Source organism: Hymenobacter monticola (assembly GCF_022811645.1).
GTDB lineage: Bacteria > Bacteroidota > Bacteroidia > Cytophagales > Hymenobacteraceae > Hymenobacter > Hymenobacter monticola.
The window spans coordinates 120454-136614 of sequence record NZ_CP094535.1 but is presented as its reverse complement, the minus strand read 5'-3'; the positions used below and the strand labels follow the sequence as shown (position 1 = coordinate 136614).

Annotated in this window: 10 protein-coding genes; 2 read left to right on the top strand and 8 right to left on the bottom strand. The window is 65.0% G+C overall.

The window, feature by feature from the left end:
* Nucleotides 1–236: 236 nt before the first annotated feature.
* Together MTP16_RS23935 and MTP16_RS23930 are read right to left on the bottom strand one after the other, a co-directional pair.
* A complete protein-coding gene (locus tag MTP16_RS23935) occupies nt 237–1148 on the bottom strand; it encodes a helix-turn-helix domain-containing protein (protein WP_243520251.1) in 912 nt (303 codons plus the stop codon).
* 15 nt (nt 1149–1163) lie between these two features.
* Nucleotides 1164–1997: an oxidoreductase gene (locus MTP16_RS23930; protein WP_243520249.1), complete on the bottom strand. Its 834-nt coding sequence runs from the start codon at nt 1995–1997 to the stop codon at nt 1164–1166.
* A 280-nt stretch (nt 1998–2277) separates the two neighbouring features.
* Between MTP16_RS23930 and MTP16_RS23925 the strand changes: the two genes are divergently transcribed.
* Nucleotides 2278–2598, top strand: coding sequence for a helix-turn-helix transcriptional regulator (locus MTP16_RS23925; RefSeq protein ID WP_243520457.1), 321 nt, complete (start codon nt 2278–2280; stop codon nt 2596–2598).
* 6 nt (nt 2599–2604) lie between these two features.
* A complete protein-coding gene (locus tag MTP16_RS23920) occupies nt 2605–3882 on the top strand; it encodes a type II toxin-antitoxin system HipA family toxin (RefSeq protein WP_243520248.1) in 1278 nt (425 codons plus the stop codon).
* 76 nt (nt 3883–3958) lie between these two features.
* On the opposite strand, the gene MTP16_RS23915 is transcribed toward MTP16_RS23920, so the two are convergent.
* The 6 genes from MTP16_RS23915 to MTP16_RS23890 form a co-directional block, all read right to left on the bottom strand.
* Nucleotides 3959–4855, bottom strand: a complete 897-nt coding sequence (locus MTP16_RS23915; RefSeq protein ID WP_243520246.1) for an alpha/beta hydrolase — start codon at nt 4853–4855, stop codon at nt 3959–3961.
* A gap of 27 nt (nt 4856–4882) precedes the next feature.
* A complete protein-coding gene (locus MTP16_RS23910; protein WP_243520244.1) occupies nt 4883–7753 on the bottom strand; it encodes a glycosyl hydrolase in 2871 nt (956 codons plus the stop codon).
* Nucleotides 7754–7783: 30 nt separating this feature from the next.
* Nucleotides 7784–11146 carry a glycosyl hydrolase gene (locus MTP16_RS23905; protein ID WP_243520242.1) on the bottom strand — a complete coding sequence of 1121 codons (3363 nt, stop codon included), beginning with the start codon at nt 11144–11146 and terminating at the stop codon, nt 7784–7786.
* A gap of 46 nt (nt 11147–11192) precedes the next feature.
* The gene (locus MTP16_RS23900; protein WP_243520240.1) at nt 11193–13241 is read right to left on the bottom strand and encodes an alpha-L-arabinofuranosidase C-terminal domain-containing protein; all 2049 of its coding nucleotides are present in this window, start codon (nt 13239–13241) and stop codon (nt 11193–11195) included.
* A 72-nt stretch (nt 13242–13313) separates the two neighbouring features.
* Nucleotides 13314–14153, bottom strand: coding sequence for an SDR family oxidoreductase (locus MTP16_RS23895; protein WP_243520239.1), 840 nt, complete (start codon nt 14151–14153; stop codon nt 13314–13316).
* Between the two features lie 31 nt (nt 14154–14184).
* Nucleotides 14185–16137, bottom strand: coding sequence for a sialate O-acetylesterase (locus tag MTP16_RS23890; protein ID WP_243520237.1), 1953 nt, complete (start codon nt 16135–16137; stop codon nt 14185–14187).
* Nucleotides 16138–16161: the final 24 nt, after the last annotated feature.

The following is a 16161-nucleotide window of genomic DNA, read 5'->3' as shown; positions in this document are numbered from 1 at the left end:
TATTTCGCTTGTTGAGTTTTGATGGTAACTAGCACGAACCATTTGGTTCTGAAAAGGTCGGCTCTCTCCACTGGAGCCGAGGTGTTTATCCAGTCGATTGATGTGCTCGCAGCAGGCAGGGGATAGCTGGACCAAGCCATAAATAGCGGGGAAGCTGGCATCTGGTAAGGGCGGCTTAATATGCCGAGAGGCAGCTGCCAACGCTCCAGCCGGCGTAACTTCGGTCCCTTCCTTGGTCAGTTGAAGGAAGCCCGAAATTCCAGCGGAGAAAGGTTGGTTTTGGTCTTGAACAGCTTGCTGAAGGACTGGGGATGCTCAAAGCCCAGCGCATAGGCCACCTCGCTAATGGAGCGCGTGGTGGTGGCCAATTGGTCCTTCGCTTTTTCGATGAGCTTTTCGTGGATGCACTGTTGCGTGTTCTTTCCGGTCAGGGTGCGGAGCAGGTCGCTCAAATAGTTGGGCGACACGTGCAGCTGCTGCGCCAGGTACTGCACGCTGGGCAGGCCCAGCTGCGGCAGCTGGGGGCTGCTGAAATAGCTTTCGAGCGCCGCTTCCAGCCGGGTCAGCAAGTCGTGGTTTACTTTTTTGCGGGTCAGAAACTGCCGGTTATAAAAGCGGTTGGCATAGTTCAGCAGCAGCTCAAGCTGGGAGACTATCACGTCCTGACTAAACTGGTCGATGGGCGACAGGTACTCCCGCTCAATCTGGACCATCAGCTCCCGCAGCATGTCTTTCTCCGCTTCCGACAGGTGCAGGGCCTCGTACACCGCGTAGGAGAAAAACCCCAGCTCCTTGATTTTCTTGCCCAGCGGATAGGGCTGAATGAAATCCGGGTGGAAGGCCAACAGCCAGCCCTCGACCGGATTCCCCTCTTCATTTTCCAGCGAAATAACCTGCCCAGGGGCCATAAAGGCCATGAGGCCGTCGTCAAAATCGTAGTAATTCTGACCGTATTTCAGCTTGAACCGGACTTCCTTCTTCAGCAGGATGACGTACAGGTCCGAAACGAATTTGGTTTCGGTGGCCAGCATCAGCGGCGGGAGCGCCTGGTGTTTCAGCAGCGCAATGAGCGGGTGCTGGGGCTTGCCCAGGTCCAGGAGCCGGAACAAGTCGCTGAGCGAGCGAATGGGGAGGGGAGTGGCCTTCATGGGCGGCGTAAACGGCTAGGGCTTCTTCGGCTTAATCTGACTCGCTAACAGGGCATCGAACAGCCGGGCGGGCAAAAGTTTATGAATCAGCAGCAAGGGTTTGGCCATGAAGCCGCCCACGTAGCGTATCCGGGGCCGTCGCGAATCAATGGCTTTTTTCACCAATCGGGCAATAACCGCCGGTTCCGACGCCCTGGCGTCCATGTCCCGGACGGTGGCCACGTACCCCCGCACCATGTCCTGGTACGGGCCGTTGCCGGAATGCTTCAGCGCATTATCTATGGCAATGCCTCCCCATTCTGATTTAACCGAACCCGGCTCGATAAGGACCACCTGAATACCGAACGGTTGCAGCTCTATGCGCATGCTGTCGCTAATGGCCTCCACCGCATGTTTAGAGGCATGGTACCAGGCCGCAAAGGGCGACGGCATGCGCCCCGCAATGGAGGAAATGTTGATAATCTTTCCTGCCTGCTGCTGCCGCATGGCCGGGAGCACGAGCTGCGAGAGGCGCGCCAGGCCGAAAACGTTGACCTCAAACTGATACCGCGCGTCGGCCATCGAGACGTCCTCAAAGGCCGCATTCAGTCCGAAGCCCGCGCTGTTGATAAGCACGTCGATGCGACCCTGTTCCGTCAAAACCGTCTGCACGGTCTGCACCATCGACTCGTCGTTGGTCACATCCAGTGGTAAGACCTTGGCTCCCAGCTGCTGGATATCCATCATATTCTCCACTCGGCGGGCGGCCCCGTACACGGTATGGCCATCGGCCAGTAAAACCTTGACGAATTCTTTGCCTATTCCGGCCGACGCGCCGGTTACCAGGATAACTTTTCTAGTGGTGCTCATAGGTTCGCTTTTTGTTCGGGGCAAAGGTCTCTTGCACCAAAAAGCGTCACGTAGCCAAATCCCGGATTGTTGTAGGTGAAATGAGAGGGCGTGAAACAGCACTCTGCTTAAGCCAACGTGTGAGAAGTGCTTCTTTTATGAATAATTTTCTCATCTGCCACAGCTGGAAAAATATAAGTAGCAGGCATACTGTCATAGCTTGCAACAACCGTGTCATTCATCAATACATGTTCAATACTTTGGGCAAAAATGCTTATTTTTGTCCAAAGTATTGAACATTATGCCACGTGAAGCCAAACCGCTACTACCGCGCTTGCAGCAACTCTTGGTTGAGGTCGGCGAGAATATTCGGCTGGCCCGCCTACGCCGCAAACTGAGCGCCGCCCAGATTGCGGAGCGAGCCGATATTAGCCGAACGACCTTGCTGGCCATCGAGAAAGGTGCTCCTAGCGTGAGTATCGGGACTTACTTACAGGTTCTTCTTACTCTTGGACTGGAAAAAACCATCCTTCATTTAGCAGAGGATGATGTGCTCGGCCGCAAGCTACAGGATGCCGGGCTGCTGGTAAAAGAACGGGCCCCTAAGCGCGACGAAGCGTAGCAAGTCATGGCAAAAAATGCAGTTCGCACGCAATTGCTGGTCTATGCGCACTGGCAGGGAATGGCCGAGCCACAGTGGATGGGCACGCTATCAGCCACTCCAGGGCGGGGCAAGGAAATATTCTCCTTCGAGTATTCCCGCGATTGGCTGGCCTCGCCCTACGCGCAGCTGCTGGACCCCGACCTGCAACTCTACAGCGGTCCGCAGTACCTGGCCAAGGACGACCAAAGCAACTTTGGCTTGTTCTTGGACTCTGCGCCGGACCGCTGGGGCCGCCTGCTGATGCGCCGACGCGAAGCAGCGCTGGCCCGGCAGGAAGCCCGCTCCGAGCGCACCCTGATGGAATCGGACTATCTACTAGGCGTATTTGACGGGCACCGCATGGGCGGCCTGCGATTTAAAACCCAGCCGGATGGGCCTTTTCTGAATGATAACCGGGCAATGGCGGCCCCGCCCTGGACTTCCCTGCGCGAGTTGGAGCACGCCAGCTTGCAATTGGAGCGAACCGATGCCGCTTCTGACCCGGACTATCTTAAGTGGCTGGCCTTGCTGGTAGCCCCCGGCTCCTCGCTGGGCGGCGCGCGGCCCAAGGCCAGCGTGGTAGACCAGCACAACGCCCTGTGGATAGCCAAATTTCCCAGTAGCCACGACGAGCATGACGTAGGGGCGTGGGAGGCCCTGGTGAATCGGCTGGCCGTGAAAGCGGGTATGCACGTGGCCGACGGTCGGGCCCAACAATTCAATAGTCGCCACCACACCTACTTATCCCGGCGATTTGACCGGTCTGCCGATGGACAACGGCTGCATTTTGCCTCGGCGATGACGCTGCTCGGCTACCAGGACGGCACCAGCTACCAGGATGGAGCCAGCTACCTGGAGCTGGCCGAATTGCTCATCACCCAAGGAGCTAGTACAGGCCCCGACCTGGCCGAGCTGTGGCGACGCATCGTGTTCAATATCTGCATTTCCAACACCGACGACCACTTGCGTAACCACGGTTTTCTGCTCACGCCCCAGGGCTGGCGGCTGGCCCCGGCTTATGATTTGAACCCCATCCCTTACGGACACGGCCTCCGGCTCAATATCTCGGAAACCAGCAACGAGCTTGACCTGGAACTGGCTTGTAGCGTAGCACCGCATTTCCGGCTGAAGCCGGCCCAGGCCACCGCGCTACTTACCGAAGTGCTGGCGGCAGTGCGCACCTGGCCGCAGGAGGCCGAAACGCACCAGCTGAGCCGGGAAGAGCAGCAGCGCATGAGCCGGGCGTTTGCCGCTGCGGAGTGAAGCAAGCAATAAAGTTGGTCTCCTGATTTGTCCGGACCCTAGCCCGGCTGCCGGGCTAGGGCCGGTGAGCAAGCGCCTACAGGAAGCTGCCGGCCGTCAGCCAGTTCTTGAGCGCGTCCAGCCATTTGTCGGGCGTGGCGGGGTTGTTGAGGCCGAAGCCGTGGCCGCCGTGGGGGTAGAGCAGCAGCTCGCTGTACACGCCTTGCTTGAGCAGCGCCTGGTAGTACACCAGGCTGTTGGCCACGGGCACGGTGCTGTCGTCTGCGGCCTGCATGAGGAAGGCGGGCGGCGTTTGGGGCGTCACCAGCAGTTCGTTCGAGAAGCTGCGGATGGCGCTGGCGCCGGGGTTTTTGCTCAGCAGCTGGTCGCGGCTGCCGAGGTGGGTCAGGCTGTCGCGGAAGCTGATGACGGGGTAGAGCAGCACCGAAAAATCGGGCCGCAGCGAGGTGCGCTTGGGGTTGTCGATAACCGCCTGGTTGAAGTGCGTGGCGGCCGTAGCGGCCAGGTGCCCCCCGGCCGAAAAGCCCATCAGGCCCACTTTGGTGGGGTCGATGTGCCACTCGGCGGCCCGCTCGCGCACGAGCTGCAACGCCCGCTGCGCATCCTGGAGCGGCCCGATGCTCTTGTCGCGCATGGTGCTGTCGCTCGGCAGGCGGTACTTCAGCACGAAGGCCACCACGCCCAGCTTGCTGAGCGCCATGGCCACCGCCTCGCCCTCCTGCCGGGCCGAGAGCAGGGTATAGCCCCCGCCGGGGCAGATAATGACGGCGCTCCGCTGCGGGCCGGGCACGGCGGGCTGGTACTTGGTCAGCGTCGGCACCGACACCCTGGACACCAGCCCCGCCCGCACGGATACCCTTTCCGGGGTCCGGTACGGCTTGCTGTTGGGAATCTTATCGTAGAGCGGCAACACTTCCTGCGCCTTGGCTACGTGCAGGACGAACAAGAGCAAAAAGGGTAAAAGGGTTTTCATGGGCTAGGGGATGAGGTAACCGCTGAACTACTCCGCTACCCGGCCCGGCCGGATGACCACCGGCCCGAGCAGGCCGCCCGACATTACTTGGTCCTGGCGGTCCTTGAACTGCTTGTAGCGCGGGTCGCCGTGCCGGGCCTGGTTGAGGTAGCCGTTGAGCTGGCCCGGCGCCACGCGCACGGTGAGCGTGTTGGCGCCCGGCTTCAGGAAGCGGCTGATATCGAGCACGTAGGGCGAGTAGATGCGCTTGCCCACCCGCTGGCCGTTGAGGAACACCTCGGCCGTGTAGGCTACCTGCCCCAGGTCGAGGAAGTAGGGGGCCGTGCCGGCGGGCGGGCGCCACTCAAACGAGGCGGTGTACACGCCCTCAGCGGCTGAATAGCGGAGCTGGGGGTTGGTTTTCCAGTCAAACAGCGGCGTGTTTTTCAGCTCCACGCTGTCGGTTTTCAGGCGCCACTGCTCCAGCGCCAGCAGCTGGCGGGTGGGGTTTACCACGGGGGCGGCCGGGGCGGCGGGGGCACTGGCGGCGGGGGTGGTGGCGGCGTAGAGCAGCACCGAGCCGTAGGGCGGCAGCTGGTACGACACCGTAGGCCCCGCGTTGGGAGTGGTGGTGCCCGCGTCGGCGTTCAGCCAGTAGCTGCGCTTGAACTGCGAACCTAGGGCCAGGGTGATGTTCTGCCACTGCGCGCTCTTGTTCCAGATAAACTGCACGCGGCTGCCGTCGGGCAGCTCGCGCTGGGTTTGCCGGGTGAAGGGGTAGGGGGCGCTGAAGCGCACGGCGGGCGTGAGCTGCCGCAGCCAGGTAGCCCACTCGCCGGGCTGGCGGAGGTAGCGGCTGTTTTTGCCCTTCAGCGCGGCCTGGATGGCCTGGGCGGTTTTGCGGTCGTTTTCCTGCCAGCGCAGGTAGGAGGGCTGGCGGGTGGGCAGCTCGCCGGTGGCCAGCAGGCGCAGGCCCTGGCGGCTGAGGTCTTTGAGGTGCTCGGCGGTGGGCAGCGGCAGCACGGCGGCGTTGGCCAGAATCAGGGCCTGAAAGGTGTTGCCCCGAATCGCGAACTGGCCATCGCGCCCCGGCGTCGCCGCTTGCAGGGAGGCGTCATTGACCCACTGCCAGCTGAGGCCCTGGTGCTCCAGCTCGTTGAGCAGGGGGTACACCTGGGCGGCCCAGGCCTGCTTGGCGCGGGCGGCGGCCTGGGCCACCGGCGGCACGGGCGGGGGCGTGGCCGGCCCGAGCGTGCCGAGGGTGAAAATCTCCTCGGGGTTGTCGGGCATGTCCTCCACGTTGAGGAAGGGGTAGTACACCAGCACGTCGGCGTGGGGCTTGCCGGCGCGCAGCGCGTACTGCACCCGGCGCACGTACTGGTTCACCTCCGGCTGGTCGGGCCAGAAGCGGTTGCCCTCCCCTAGGTTCGACGAAAAGTTAATCAAGCTCAGCGCGGGGGTCGAAAACGGGTACCACCCCTCCGTGCCCAGGCGCTCGCTGGTGCGGCGGTAGGGCACGCCGTGGTACACCACCTGGTTGACGCCGGCCGCAAACAGCTTATCGACCGCCAGGCGCACGGTTTGCGGGGTGGTGGTGTAGGCCTGGTTCATGAACACGGCGGCCTCGGCCGTCATAATCGGCTTGTTGTAGAGCAGCGCCCCGGAGGTCATCACCTTCAGGTTGGCCTCGGGGCCGAGCATGCTCTCGGTTTCCGGAATGGAAGCCAGGCCCGCCATGCCTATCATGTCCATGTTGAGGCCGTAGCCCTGGGTGCGGTGCAGCAGGCCGCGGGTTTCGGCCCAGGTGCGGCTGGTGTTGAAGAAGTGCTCGCCCAGCAGCTCGCTCACCGTCAGGTCGTAGTCGTGGCGCAGGCGCCAGTCCTGGTCGGAGAAGGTGAAGTCGGGCTGGGCGTTCGGCCGCATAAACTCCACGAAGTTGTAGCCCTTCTGCATGTTGGCCGGCAGGTAGGGCGTGATGTCGTAGCCCCGGTGAGCCTTGAAATAGGCCAGAAAATCGGGCGCGTAGTGGCGGTTGGCCTTAAACTCGTAGCTGTCGTTGAAGATGGCCCGCACGGGGTTGCCGAAGTACGGCGCCAGCCCGGTGCGCGCCCCAAACAGGTGGGTGTAGTTTTTGCGCACCTTCACCGAGTCGAGGTGGTCGAGTACCGGGCCCTGCTGGCGCGTGGCCGCCATCGCGGTCTGCTCGTTGCTCGGGATGCTCCAGAAGGCGATGACCTGCCAGGAGCCGGCGGGCAGTTCGTAGGTGAGGGTATCGTGGCGCACGCCGGCCGTGAGCACCCGCACCGACGCCTCGTCCAGGGGCACCGTCCGGCTGGTGTCGCCGGCCGCCTTGGGGCGCGTTTTGGCGGCCAGCACCGCTTGCAGGCGGGCGGGCACGGGCGTGGGGTTGGGCACGCGGGGCAGCGCCACGCGGGCCTTCTGGCCGCCCGCCACGGTCACGGCCGCAAATTCGAGCGACAAAAACCCGTCTTCCGGGGTGAGGTAGCTGCCGCCGGGGGGCCAGCCGCTGCCGTCGGTCAGGTCCACTACCAGGTGGCGCTTGCGGGCCTCGTCGAGCATGGCGCGCAGGTTTTCGTAGTATTCCGGCCCGTCCACGGTTTGCAGCTGCCGGCGCTCGTCGCTGGTCATGGGCGTCGGCAGTTGCAGGGCCTGCACCTCCACGCCGGCAAAGCCGTAGTCGGCAAACAGGTTTATCTCGCGCTGCAACTCGGTCTTGGTGACCAGGTTGCCGGGCCACCACCAGCGCGTAAGGGGGCCGTAGGAGCCGGCCGGGTTGCCAAAGCTGCCGAGCGAAAACGTGGTGGGCTGGAGCCAGGTGCGCTGGCCGGGCGTAGGGGCCTGCTGGGCCACCGCGTCGGTAGCCAGGGCTAGCAACAGGACCAATGGGGTCTTTTTCATAGTAGCAAGTGGTTAGCGAGGGGCTACCAGCTAGTTGGTCGTAGAAATGAGCTTGACCGGCCCGAGCAGGCCGGAGGGCTTGAGACGGGCGGTGGGCTTGAAGAACGGCACGGTGGTGTAGGTGATTTTAGGGGCGGCGCCGGGCTGGGCGTCGCCAATCAGGCGGTTGACCCACAGATTCGTGACCTTCACCTGCACGGCGTTGTCGCCGGTTTTCAGGGCGTTGGTTACGTCCACGCGGAAGGGTTTTTTCCAGACGATGCCCAGCGACTTGCCGTTGACGATGACTTCGGCCAGGTTCTTCACGTCGCCCAAATCGAGCCATACCTGCGCGTTGTTGGCGCGGGCAGTGGCCGGCACCCGGATGGTTTTGGAATAGGTAGCCGTGCCGGAAAAGTACTTGATGCCGGCCTCGCTGTTTTCCGAAAACGAGGCGAGCTGGGCAAATGACGCGCTGGTCGGCACGCCGCGCCGGGGCTGGAAGGCCACCTGCCAGGGGCCGTCCACGGTGGCAAGCTCCTGCTCGGTGCGGGCGGGCAGCGCCAGGACCGGCTGGGCGGCCGGGGCGGCAAACACGACAAACACGGCCTCGTGGGGCACCAGGCGCAAGGTCAGCACGGTGCGGCCGGCCACGGTGCGGTAGGCGGCGGGCTCCGTCAGGCCCGTGTCGGGGTGCCAGAGCTGCGGCACCTTGCCCGCCACCCGAAACGAAGCCTCGACCTGGGCGGCCTCATTGCTGCGGCTGTTTACCCAGTAGATATCGGCCTCAGGGGTTTGGCGGTGCACGTACAGCACCTCGGCCCCGCCTTTGGCGGGCGCGTAGGTGAAGTCGGGGGTGGCTTGCAGGCCGCTCAGCACGTCGGCCAGGGGCCGGCCGGTGCTCACGCGGGGGTTGCCGGCGCCCCACACGGCTTGCACGAGGCGCTGAAACTCCTGCGGGTCGTCGGCCAGGCTCGGGCTTTTTTCGGGCTGCACCCCGCAAATGGTGGCCCCGGCCTGCGCCAGCTGGGCAATTTTGCGCAGCACGGGCAGCGACATCTGGCGGGCGTTGTCGTCGAGGGCCAGCACCCGGTAGCGCATCCCGCTTGGCGTCACGAGCTGGCCGTCCTGCACCGACAGCAGGTGGAGCAGCGCGTGCGGGTTCACAAAATCGTACTCGTAGCCCGCGGGCACGGCGGGCAGCTGCTCGCCAAAGAGGCTGGTGATGTTGCTGCCCTCGCCGTAGTAGTAGGCCACGTCGGCCACCGCCCGGCCCTGTTGCAGCAGGTAGCTGCTGCGGGCCAGGTAGTCCATCCAGGGCTTGGCCTGCTCGGCCCAGGTTTCGTGGCGATTGAACCACTGCCCCACCACGAACAAGCTGAGGCCCGGTATCTTATCATCGACCGGCTGGTGCACGGAGGTGTGAATTACGAAGCGGTTGAGGCCGCTGGCCAGCTCCAGGTCGGCGGTGGGCTTCAGGTCTTCGGGGGCATACGACCAGGCGCGGCCGGCCAGGCCCAGGGCCGTGAGCGACTCGGCCGCCACCAGGTTCTGGCCGTAGAGGTGCGCCACCGAGGCCGACTCCCGGATGTCGGCCTGCGCCATCTTGGCGGGGGGGCTGGCCACGCCCGGCAGCCACATGGCGCCCATGGGCACGGCGGCGGTGCGCTTCACGTCCATGCCATCGGCCAGCAGCGCCCGCCCGTTTTCGTGGCTTTCGGAGTAGCGCGCCATGCCGCGCGCGGCCAGCAGCGTCGTGAGCTGGTCGTAGTGCTTTTCGGCAATCAGCTCCCCGATGGTCTGGCGCCAGTCCCAGAGAAACTGCTCGCTGGCCTCGGTGCTTTTCACCACCTGCCCGGTGAGCACGGGCAGCCAGGGCACCAGGCTGTAGCCCCGGCGCTGCCGAAACTCGGCGGCCATCTGCGGCGTCCAGTTGCCCTGCCCGGCCTCCCAGCTGTCGGTAATGACGTAGCGCAGGCCCTGGCGGCCCATCAGGCCTCCGGTGGCGTCTTTGTACTGGTCGAGGTAGGTGGTGAAGTACCTTTTCACCGCGTCGGCGTCCAGCTTGTCTACTTCGAGGCCGGTGGCTTCGGGGTTGGCGGGAGTGTTTTTGTGGCCGGTGAGCGAGTAGCCAAAGCGCACGATTTTCCACTCGCCCGCGGGCGGGGTCCAGCTCAGCTGGCCGTCGGCCGTGAGCTTAGCGGTCAGGTCCACGATATCGGCCGGGGCCACCACGTCGCCCGAAGCGGGGGTGGGGTAGGCGGCTATATCGTAGGTAGCGGCAAAGCCGGCCTTTTCCTCGAAGTGGTTGATGCGCGTGACGGGGTGTAGCACCAGCTCGGCGATGCCGGTGCCGGCCGGCGCGGGGGGGGCCTCGCCCCCGGTGCCGAGTATCGCGCCGATGTTGACCGGGGCCGCCGGGTTCTTGAACGTCACCCGGAAGTAGCGGGCCGTGGTGGCCGGGATGGTGATGGTTTGCTGGCCCACGCCGCCCGCCGGAATCGCCGCGACCAGCCGAAACGTCTGGCCGTCGTCGCTGGCTTCGAGGGTGCGGTCTTCGGCCGGCGGCACGATGCCCGCCCAGGGCCGGATGTCGCCGCCCACCACCGTCACGCCCTTGATGGTCTGGGGCTTGGGGTAGGCATACTGTATCCAGGCCGTGCCCTTGGCGGGGTCGGCCGGCAGCAGGCTGGTGGTGCCCAGGTCGCCATCGGTGAGCTGGGCCAGGGTGAAGGTGCCGCCGCTGGCCGTGATAGTGGGCCGCAGCGCGGCGGGGGCCACGTCGGCGGCGGGCAGGCGGTAGGCCACCACGGCCACGTCGGCGTAGTACTCGGGCGTGGGCGGCGTTTCCGTCTCAAACGCGCCGGTGGCTCCCTTGATAATGCCTAGGTTCTGAAACGCGCCCTCCACCGCGGAGGGCCGGGGCAGCGCCCCGCGAAACGGCCGCCCGCCCGGCACCCGCACCTCGCGCCACACCAGCTTCTTCATGCCGTCCTGGGGCGGCACCCACGGCCCGCCGCTCTCGCTCCAGCCCGGCGAGCCGGCAATGGCCATTTCCAGCTGGAGCGAGTCGGCCAGCCGGGTAGCCAGCCGGAAGGCGGCCTTCCAGTCGGGCGACATGTACTCGACGCGCTTGGGCACGATGAGCGGCGTGGGCAGCGAGGCGTCGAAGGTCTGGAAGCCGCCGATGCCGCTGCGCTGCATCCAAAGCAGGTCTTTGCGAATGCCGGCCGGCGCGATGTTGCCGCTCATCCAGTGCCACCACACGCGGGGCCGGGCCGCGTTGCCGGGGTTTTGAAACTCCCGGTACAGGCCGGGCAGCGCGGGGGCGGGCGTGGTTTGGGCCAGCGCGTCGGCGGCGAGCAGGCAGGCGAGTACCCCCACGCCGCAGGGGGTTTTGGGTAGCTTCGTCATAATATTGGGAGGGGCTGGGGGGCGCGTGCTCAGCAGTAAATACGTATTACTTCGTGCCCTTCACCCGTAGCACCGTGAAGGAGTACGGGGCCAGGGTGTAGCTCACCTTCGAGCCGCTGAGTGAGAAGGTTGAGGCCTGGGGCACGACTTTCCTGGGCTCGTCGAGGCTGTTTTGGGCTTGCAGGTCGGCGCTGGCCAGCGTTTGGGCGCGGCCGGTTTTGCCGAGCTTTTTGGCCCCGGCCAGGTCGAGGCTGACCGGGCGCGGGCTGGCGCTGTAGTTGATGAGCTTGATTACCACCTCGCCGGCCGGCTCGTCGGCCACGGCGCTGGCAAAGAGGTTGTCGGTGCCGTTTTTGGCCTGGCCGGGCAGCGCCACGGGCAGCACGCGGGTGCCTTTGTTGAGGCTGAAAAGCTGCTGCACGTAGTAGCTTGGCGTGCCAAAAGCCCGCAGGTTGTCAAACCAAATGAGGTCGGGCGTCCACTGCCAGGCGTTGACGTGGGCGAAAAGCGGGGCGTAGGCGGCCATGCCCACCACGTCGGCGTTGCGCTCCAGGCCCGTCATGAAGGCGGCCTCCGAGAGGGCGTTGTCCCACGGGTGCTGGCCGTTGGCGGCGTACTCGCCGGCGAAGATTTTGGGGCCGGTGCGCGGGTAGTTATCGTAGCGGTCGGCGTGCTCCCGAAACCACTCGGGCAGGGCGTAGTAGTGCTCGTCGATGTACTCGGCCTTCAGCTCGCCGAGGCGCTTGCTGGCTTTGTCGAAGAGGTCGCCGTCGGGCCGGGGGCCGGCGCTGCTCACGATGGCGATGCCGGGGTACTTGGCCTTCACGGCCTTGGCAAACGGCTCGTAGCGCTCCAAGTACTGCTGGCCCCACTGCTCGTTGCCAACCCCGATATACTTGAGGTTGAAGGGCTTGGGGTGGCCCATCGCCACGCGCCTGGCCCCCCACGGGCTGCTGGCCGGGCCGTTGGCAAATTCCAGCAGGTCGAGCGCGTCCTGAATAAACACATCCAGCGATGGGTCGTCGGTGCCGAAGCTAGGGGGCGCGTCGGCGTTCGGGCCTTTGGCGGGGGCCGCGCTGGCGCTGCTCGTGCCGGTGATGGGGGCCAGCTCGGCCGAGTTAGACTGGCAGGACATGCCCACGTTCAGCACCGGCAGCGGCTCGGCCCCGATGTCCTCGGCCAATTGGAAATACTCGAAAAAGCCCAGCCCGAACGACTGGTAGTAGTCGGGCGTGGCACGGGGCCGAATCCCCATGTTCCAGAGGTTGATGAGCGGCTCGCGGCCGTCCACGTCGCCAATAGTTTTCTTCCACTGGTAGCGCTCGGCCAGCGTGCGCCCCTCCACGATGCAGCCCCCCGGAAAGCGCAGAAAGCCCGGCTGCAAGTCCTTGAGCAGCTGCACCAAATCGGGGCGCAGGCCGTTGGGGCGGTTGTTATACGTGTCCTTCGGAAACAGCGAAATCGCGTCCAGGTCCACCGCGCCGGGGCCGTCGAGCACCAGCTTCAGCTTGGCCTTGGCCTCGGTGTCGGTGGCGCGCAGCACCACCGCGTATTTCTGCCACTGCCCGGTGAGGCCCGTCACCTGCGCCTGGGCCAGGGTCTTAGTTTTGCCTGCCGTGAGGCTGGCCGTGAGGCCGCGCGCGCCGCTGCCCGGCCCGCGCCGCGCCCAAAACGAGAGCGTATACTCGGCCCCCTGCCGGATGCCCATGCCCCGGAAGCCCTCGTTTTCGATGCCCGCCTCGTCGCCCGTGCCGGGGCGGGCCGCCACGCGCAAGTAGTGCGGGCTGCTGGCGCTCACCGGCTGCTCGGTGCGCACGGCATAGATTTCGAGGTTGTCGCCGCTCTGCAACGCCCGCCAGCCCAGCAGGTTGGGGCTGATTTCGAACGACTTATTCTTCACCAGCTCGGGGTACAGCCCGCCGTCGGCCGCGAAGTTGATGTCTTCAAAAAACAGCCCGTACATGGTCTTGTTAACGGCTGCCCCCGGCTTGCCCACCTGCACGGTGAGCGTGGCCGGGGCCTGGGCCACGGCGGCCAGCGGCCCCAGCAGGGCCAGGCCAGCCGCCAGGGCCGCCAGGGGAGAGGAGGTTTTCATCGGGGTGGGAGTTGCTGATGGTTGAGAATTTGCCCTTGGGGGTGAGGCGCCCCGTGACGCCAGAACTGCCCCCTAATCCACCGACAGCGACCGTAGGTCCTTCGGCGTCACGCCGGCAATGACGCCGCCGTCGCAGAGGATGTCGATGCCGGTGAGGTAGCTGGCCTTGTCGCTGGCGCAGAAGGCCAGCACCTCGGCCACCTCCTCGGGGCGGCCAAAGCGCTTGAGGGCCGCGAATTGCAGCATCTTCTCCGACCCGCTCTTGATTTCCAGCCGCCCCATCGCCGTGTCGATGCTGCCCGGCGATACTGACAGGACGCGCCCCCCCTTCTGCCCGAAGCGGGCCGCCTGCTGCTTGGAATACCACACCACGAAATTCTTGCTGATGGAGTAGGCAATACCCGAACGTAGCTTCTGCGGCAGAAAATTGCCCACGAACAGCGCCTTGCGCAAAAACGCCTCCTGGTCGGTGCCGGCCAGCTTGTAGGCCCGCGTCGGCACGAACAAGTTCGGCAAGGTGTAGGCGGCCATCGATGCCACGTTGACCAAGCAGAAGCCTTCCTGCGCGATAGCGTAGCAGGCGTCGCTGACGTGGATGGTTCCGAGGGCGTTGATGCGCATAATCAGCTCGGGCTTACCCATTTGCGGGCTTACCCCGGCCGTATGGATAAGCGAAGCCACGGTGCCCAGTTGCTGCGCCCGCCGCACCAGCTCGGCCACCGACTCCCGGTTGGTGATGTCGCACACCACGGCCTCGCAGGCAATGCCCAGGCCGCGCAGCTCGGCCTGGGCCGCATCCAGGCGCTCCTGGCTCACGTCGCAGATAACGACTTGGTGGTCCTGGCCCATAAGCTTGGCCGTAGCCAGGCCCATGCCGCCGGCACCGCCGGTGATAACGCTTACTTTACGCATTTTCAATGAGTTCTTATAGAAGAATAATAGCTTACCAGTTATCGGTGCGAAAGGGCACGGCCGGCAGGTTTTCCTTATTGTAGAAGTTGCCCTGCGGCGTGTTCACCCAGTTGTAGCGCACGGCCATAGGCTGCGGCACGCCAGGGGCCGACACCACGATGTCGTTGCCCTGCACCACGGCCGTGGCCCACACAAACTTTTTGTCGGCCCCGGCCACGGCAAAGCAGTGGGTGAGCTGCTGGCTATCCGTGGGCAGCAGGCCGGTGCCGGTGTTGGCAAAGCGCAGCCGCACCTTGGTGCCCTCCACCGTCAGGCTTTTGAAGGTGGGGCCGGAGGCCACAACGTTTTCCCGGTAGGCTACCTTTTCGGCGGCCAGGGCCAGGCGGTGGGCCACCGGCTGCTTGTTTTTGGGGTGGATGTTAGTTTCCTCTCCCACGTCGATGGCGGTAGCCATGCCGGTCGCGGGCAGCGCCAGCGCCCGGGCCTGCGCCTCCCGCAGGCGCGCCCAAGGCTCGTCGGCCGGGGCGGGCGGGTTGGGCTGGTAGCCCGCCAACTGCACGAACAGAAACGGAAAGTCGGTGCCCCACTGCCGCCGCCAATCAGTTATCAGCGCCGGAAACAACTGGTAATAGCGCAGGGCCTCCGCCCGGTCGTCGGCGTTCGATTCGCCCTGGTACCAGATAACGCCCTTCATGGTGTAGGGGAGGAGCGGGGCAATCATGGCGTTGTAGATGATAGCCGGCGACTGGGGCAGCTGCGAATTGACCTCAGACAGGCCGGCCTCGTAGGGCATCGTCGTCAGGTCAGGCCCGGTTTGGTAGCGCCACTCCCCGGCCAGCGGGAGGCGGGTCGGGCCGGCCTGGGCGTACAAGTCTGCCGCCGCCCCCCCCAGGCCGCCCCCGAAGAAGAGGTTGCCCACCACGCGTACCGCCACGGTATTCTCGCCAGCCTGCACCAGATTGCCCGGCACCTGGTAGCGGCGGGCTTTTTCGGCCCCGACGGTACGGCCCACGAACTGCCCATTGAAGAAGGTCGAGTCCGAGACCAGAATGCGCCCTAAATTCAATTCCAGAGGCTTGCCGGCGCTGGCCGCGGGCACGGTTAGCGTTTTGCGCAGCCAGACAATGCCCGTAAAGCCTTTTAGCTGGCTGACGGTTGACCAGAGCACTGGCTGAGCCAGCGTGGGCCAGCTGGCGGTGTTGACGTCCGCGCTGGCCCAGGAGGGACTATTCGGCGAGTGGCCCCGGTCTACCTTGCCAAACTGCTGGTACCACGCCTCCTTGCGGGCGGTAAAGGCCGCGAAGGCGCTGGAATCCGTTTGCGAAAAGCGCGCGAGGGCGGTCGAAAACTCCGGAAACGGCTTCAGCCCCTCAGCGCTGGTCCAGGACTGCACGGGCGTGCCCCCCCAGGCCGACTGAATGAGACCCACCGGCACCTTGTAGCGCTGGTGCAGCTCGTGCCCGAACAAAAACGCCACGGCCGAAAACGCCGCCACGGTTTGCGGCGTGCACACCTGCCAGCCCGGCGACTTCAGCCGGGCCTGCGGTTGCAGCGCGACGGCCGTCTTGGCAGTGAAAAGCCGGATTTGCGGGAACTCCGCCGTTTCCACTTCCGTGCCGGCGTTGTTGATGCCGTTGAGCGGCCACTCCATATTGGACTGCCCCGAGGCCAGCCATACCTCGCCCACCAGCACGTTGTGCAGGGTCAGGGTGTTTTTGCCCGCGACTACCAGGTCGTAAGGTCCGCCCGCCGGCACCGGCGGCAGCACCAGCTTCCACTTGCCATCGGCCCCCGCGCTGGTGCTCAGCTGACGCCCCTGAAACTGCACCGTCACTTTTTCGGCCGGGTCGGCCCAGCCCCAGAGGTTGATGTTGGCGTCGCGTTGCAGCACCATGTTGTCGCCCACCAGCGCCGGCAGCCGCACGTTGGCCCAGGCACTCGTACTCAGCAGGAAAGCTCCTAAAAAGGCGAGGGCGTACTTCATGAGAATTAAGGAGTTTAGCCTGGC

Excerpts from the sequence above, each read along its gene's own strand:
- MTP16_RS23935 (WP_243520251.1), bottom strand. The coding sequence starts at position 1,148 with ATGAAGGCCACTCCCCTCCCCATTCGCTCGCTCAGCGACTTGTTCCGG.
- MTP16_RS23930 (WP_243520249.1), bottom strand. The coding sequence starts at position 1,997 with ATGAGCACCACTAGAAAAGTTATCCTGGTAACCGGCGCGTCGGCCGGA.
- MTP16_RS23925 (WP_243520457.1), top strand. The coding sequence starts at position 2,278 with ATGCCACGTGAAGCCAAACCGCTACTACCGCGCTTGCAGCAACTCTTG.
- MTP16_RS23920 (WP_243520248.1), top strand. The coding sequence starts at position 2,605 with ATGGCAAAAAATGCAGTTCGCACGCAATTGCTGGTCTATGCGCACTGG.
- MTP16_RS23915 (WP_243520246.1), bottom strand. The coding sequence starts at position 4,855 with ATGAAAACCCTTTTACCCTTTTTGCTCTTGTTCGTCCTGCACGTAGCC.
- MTP16_RS23910 (WP_243520244.1), bottom strand. The coding sequence starts at position 7,753 with ATGAAAAAGACCCCATTGGTCCTGTTGCTAGCCCTGGCTACCGACGCG.
- MTP16_RS23905 (WP_243520242.1), bottom strand. The coding sequence starts at position 11,146 with ATGACGAAGCTACCCAAAACCCCCTGCGGCGTGGGGGTACTCGCCTGC.
- MTP16_RS23900 (WP_243520240.1), bottom strand. The coding sequence starts at position 13,241 with ATGAAAACCTCCTCTCCCCTGGCGGCCCTGGCGGCTGGCCTGGCCCTG.
- MTP16_RS23895 (WP_243520239.1), bottom strand. The coding sequence starts at position 14,153 with ATGCGTAAAGTAAGCGTTATCACCGGCGGTGCCGGCGGCATGGGCCTG.
- MTP16_RS23890 (WP_243520237.1), bottom strand. The coding sequence starts at position 16,137 with ATGAAGTACGCCCTCGCCTTTTTAGGAGCTTTCCTGCTGAGTACGAGT.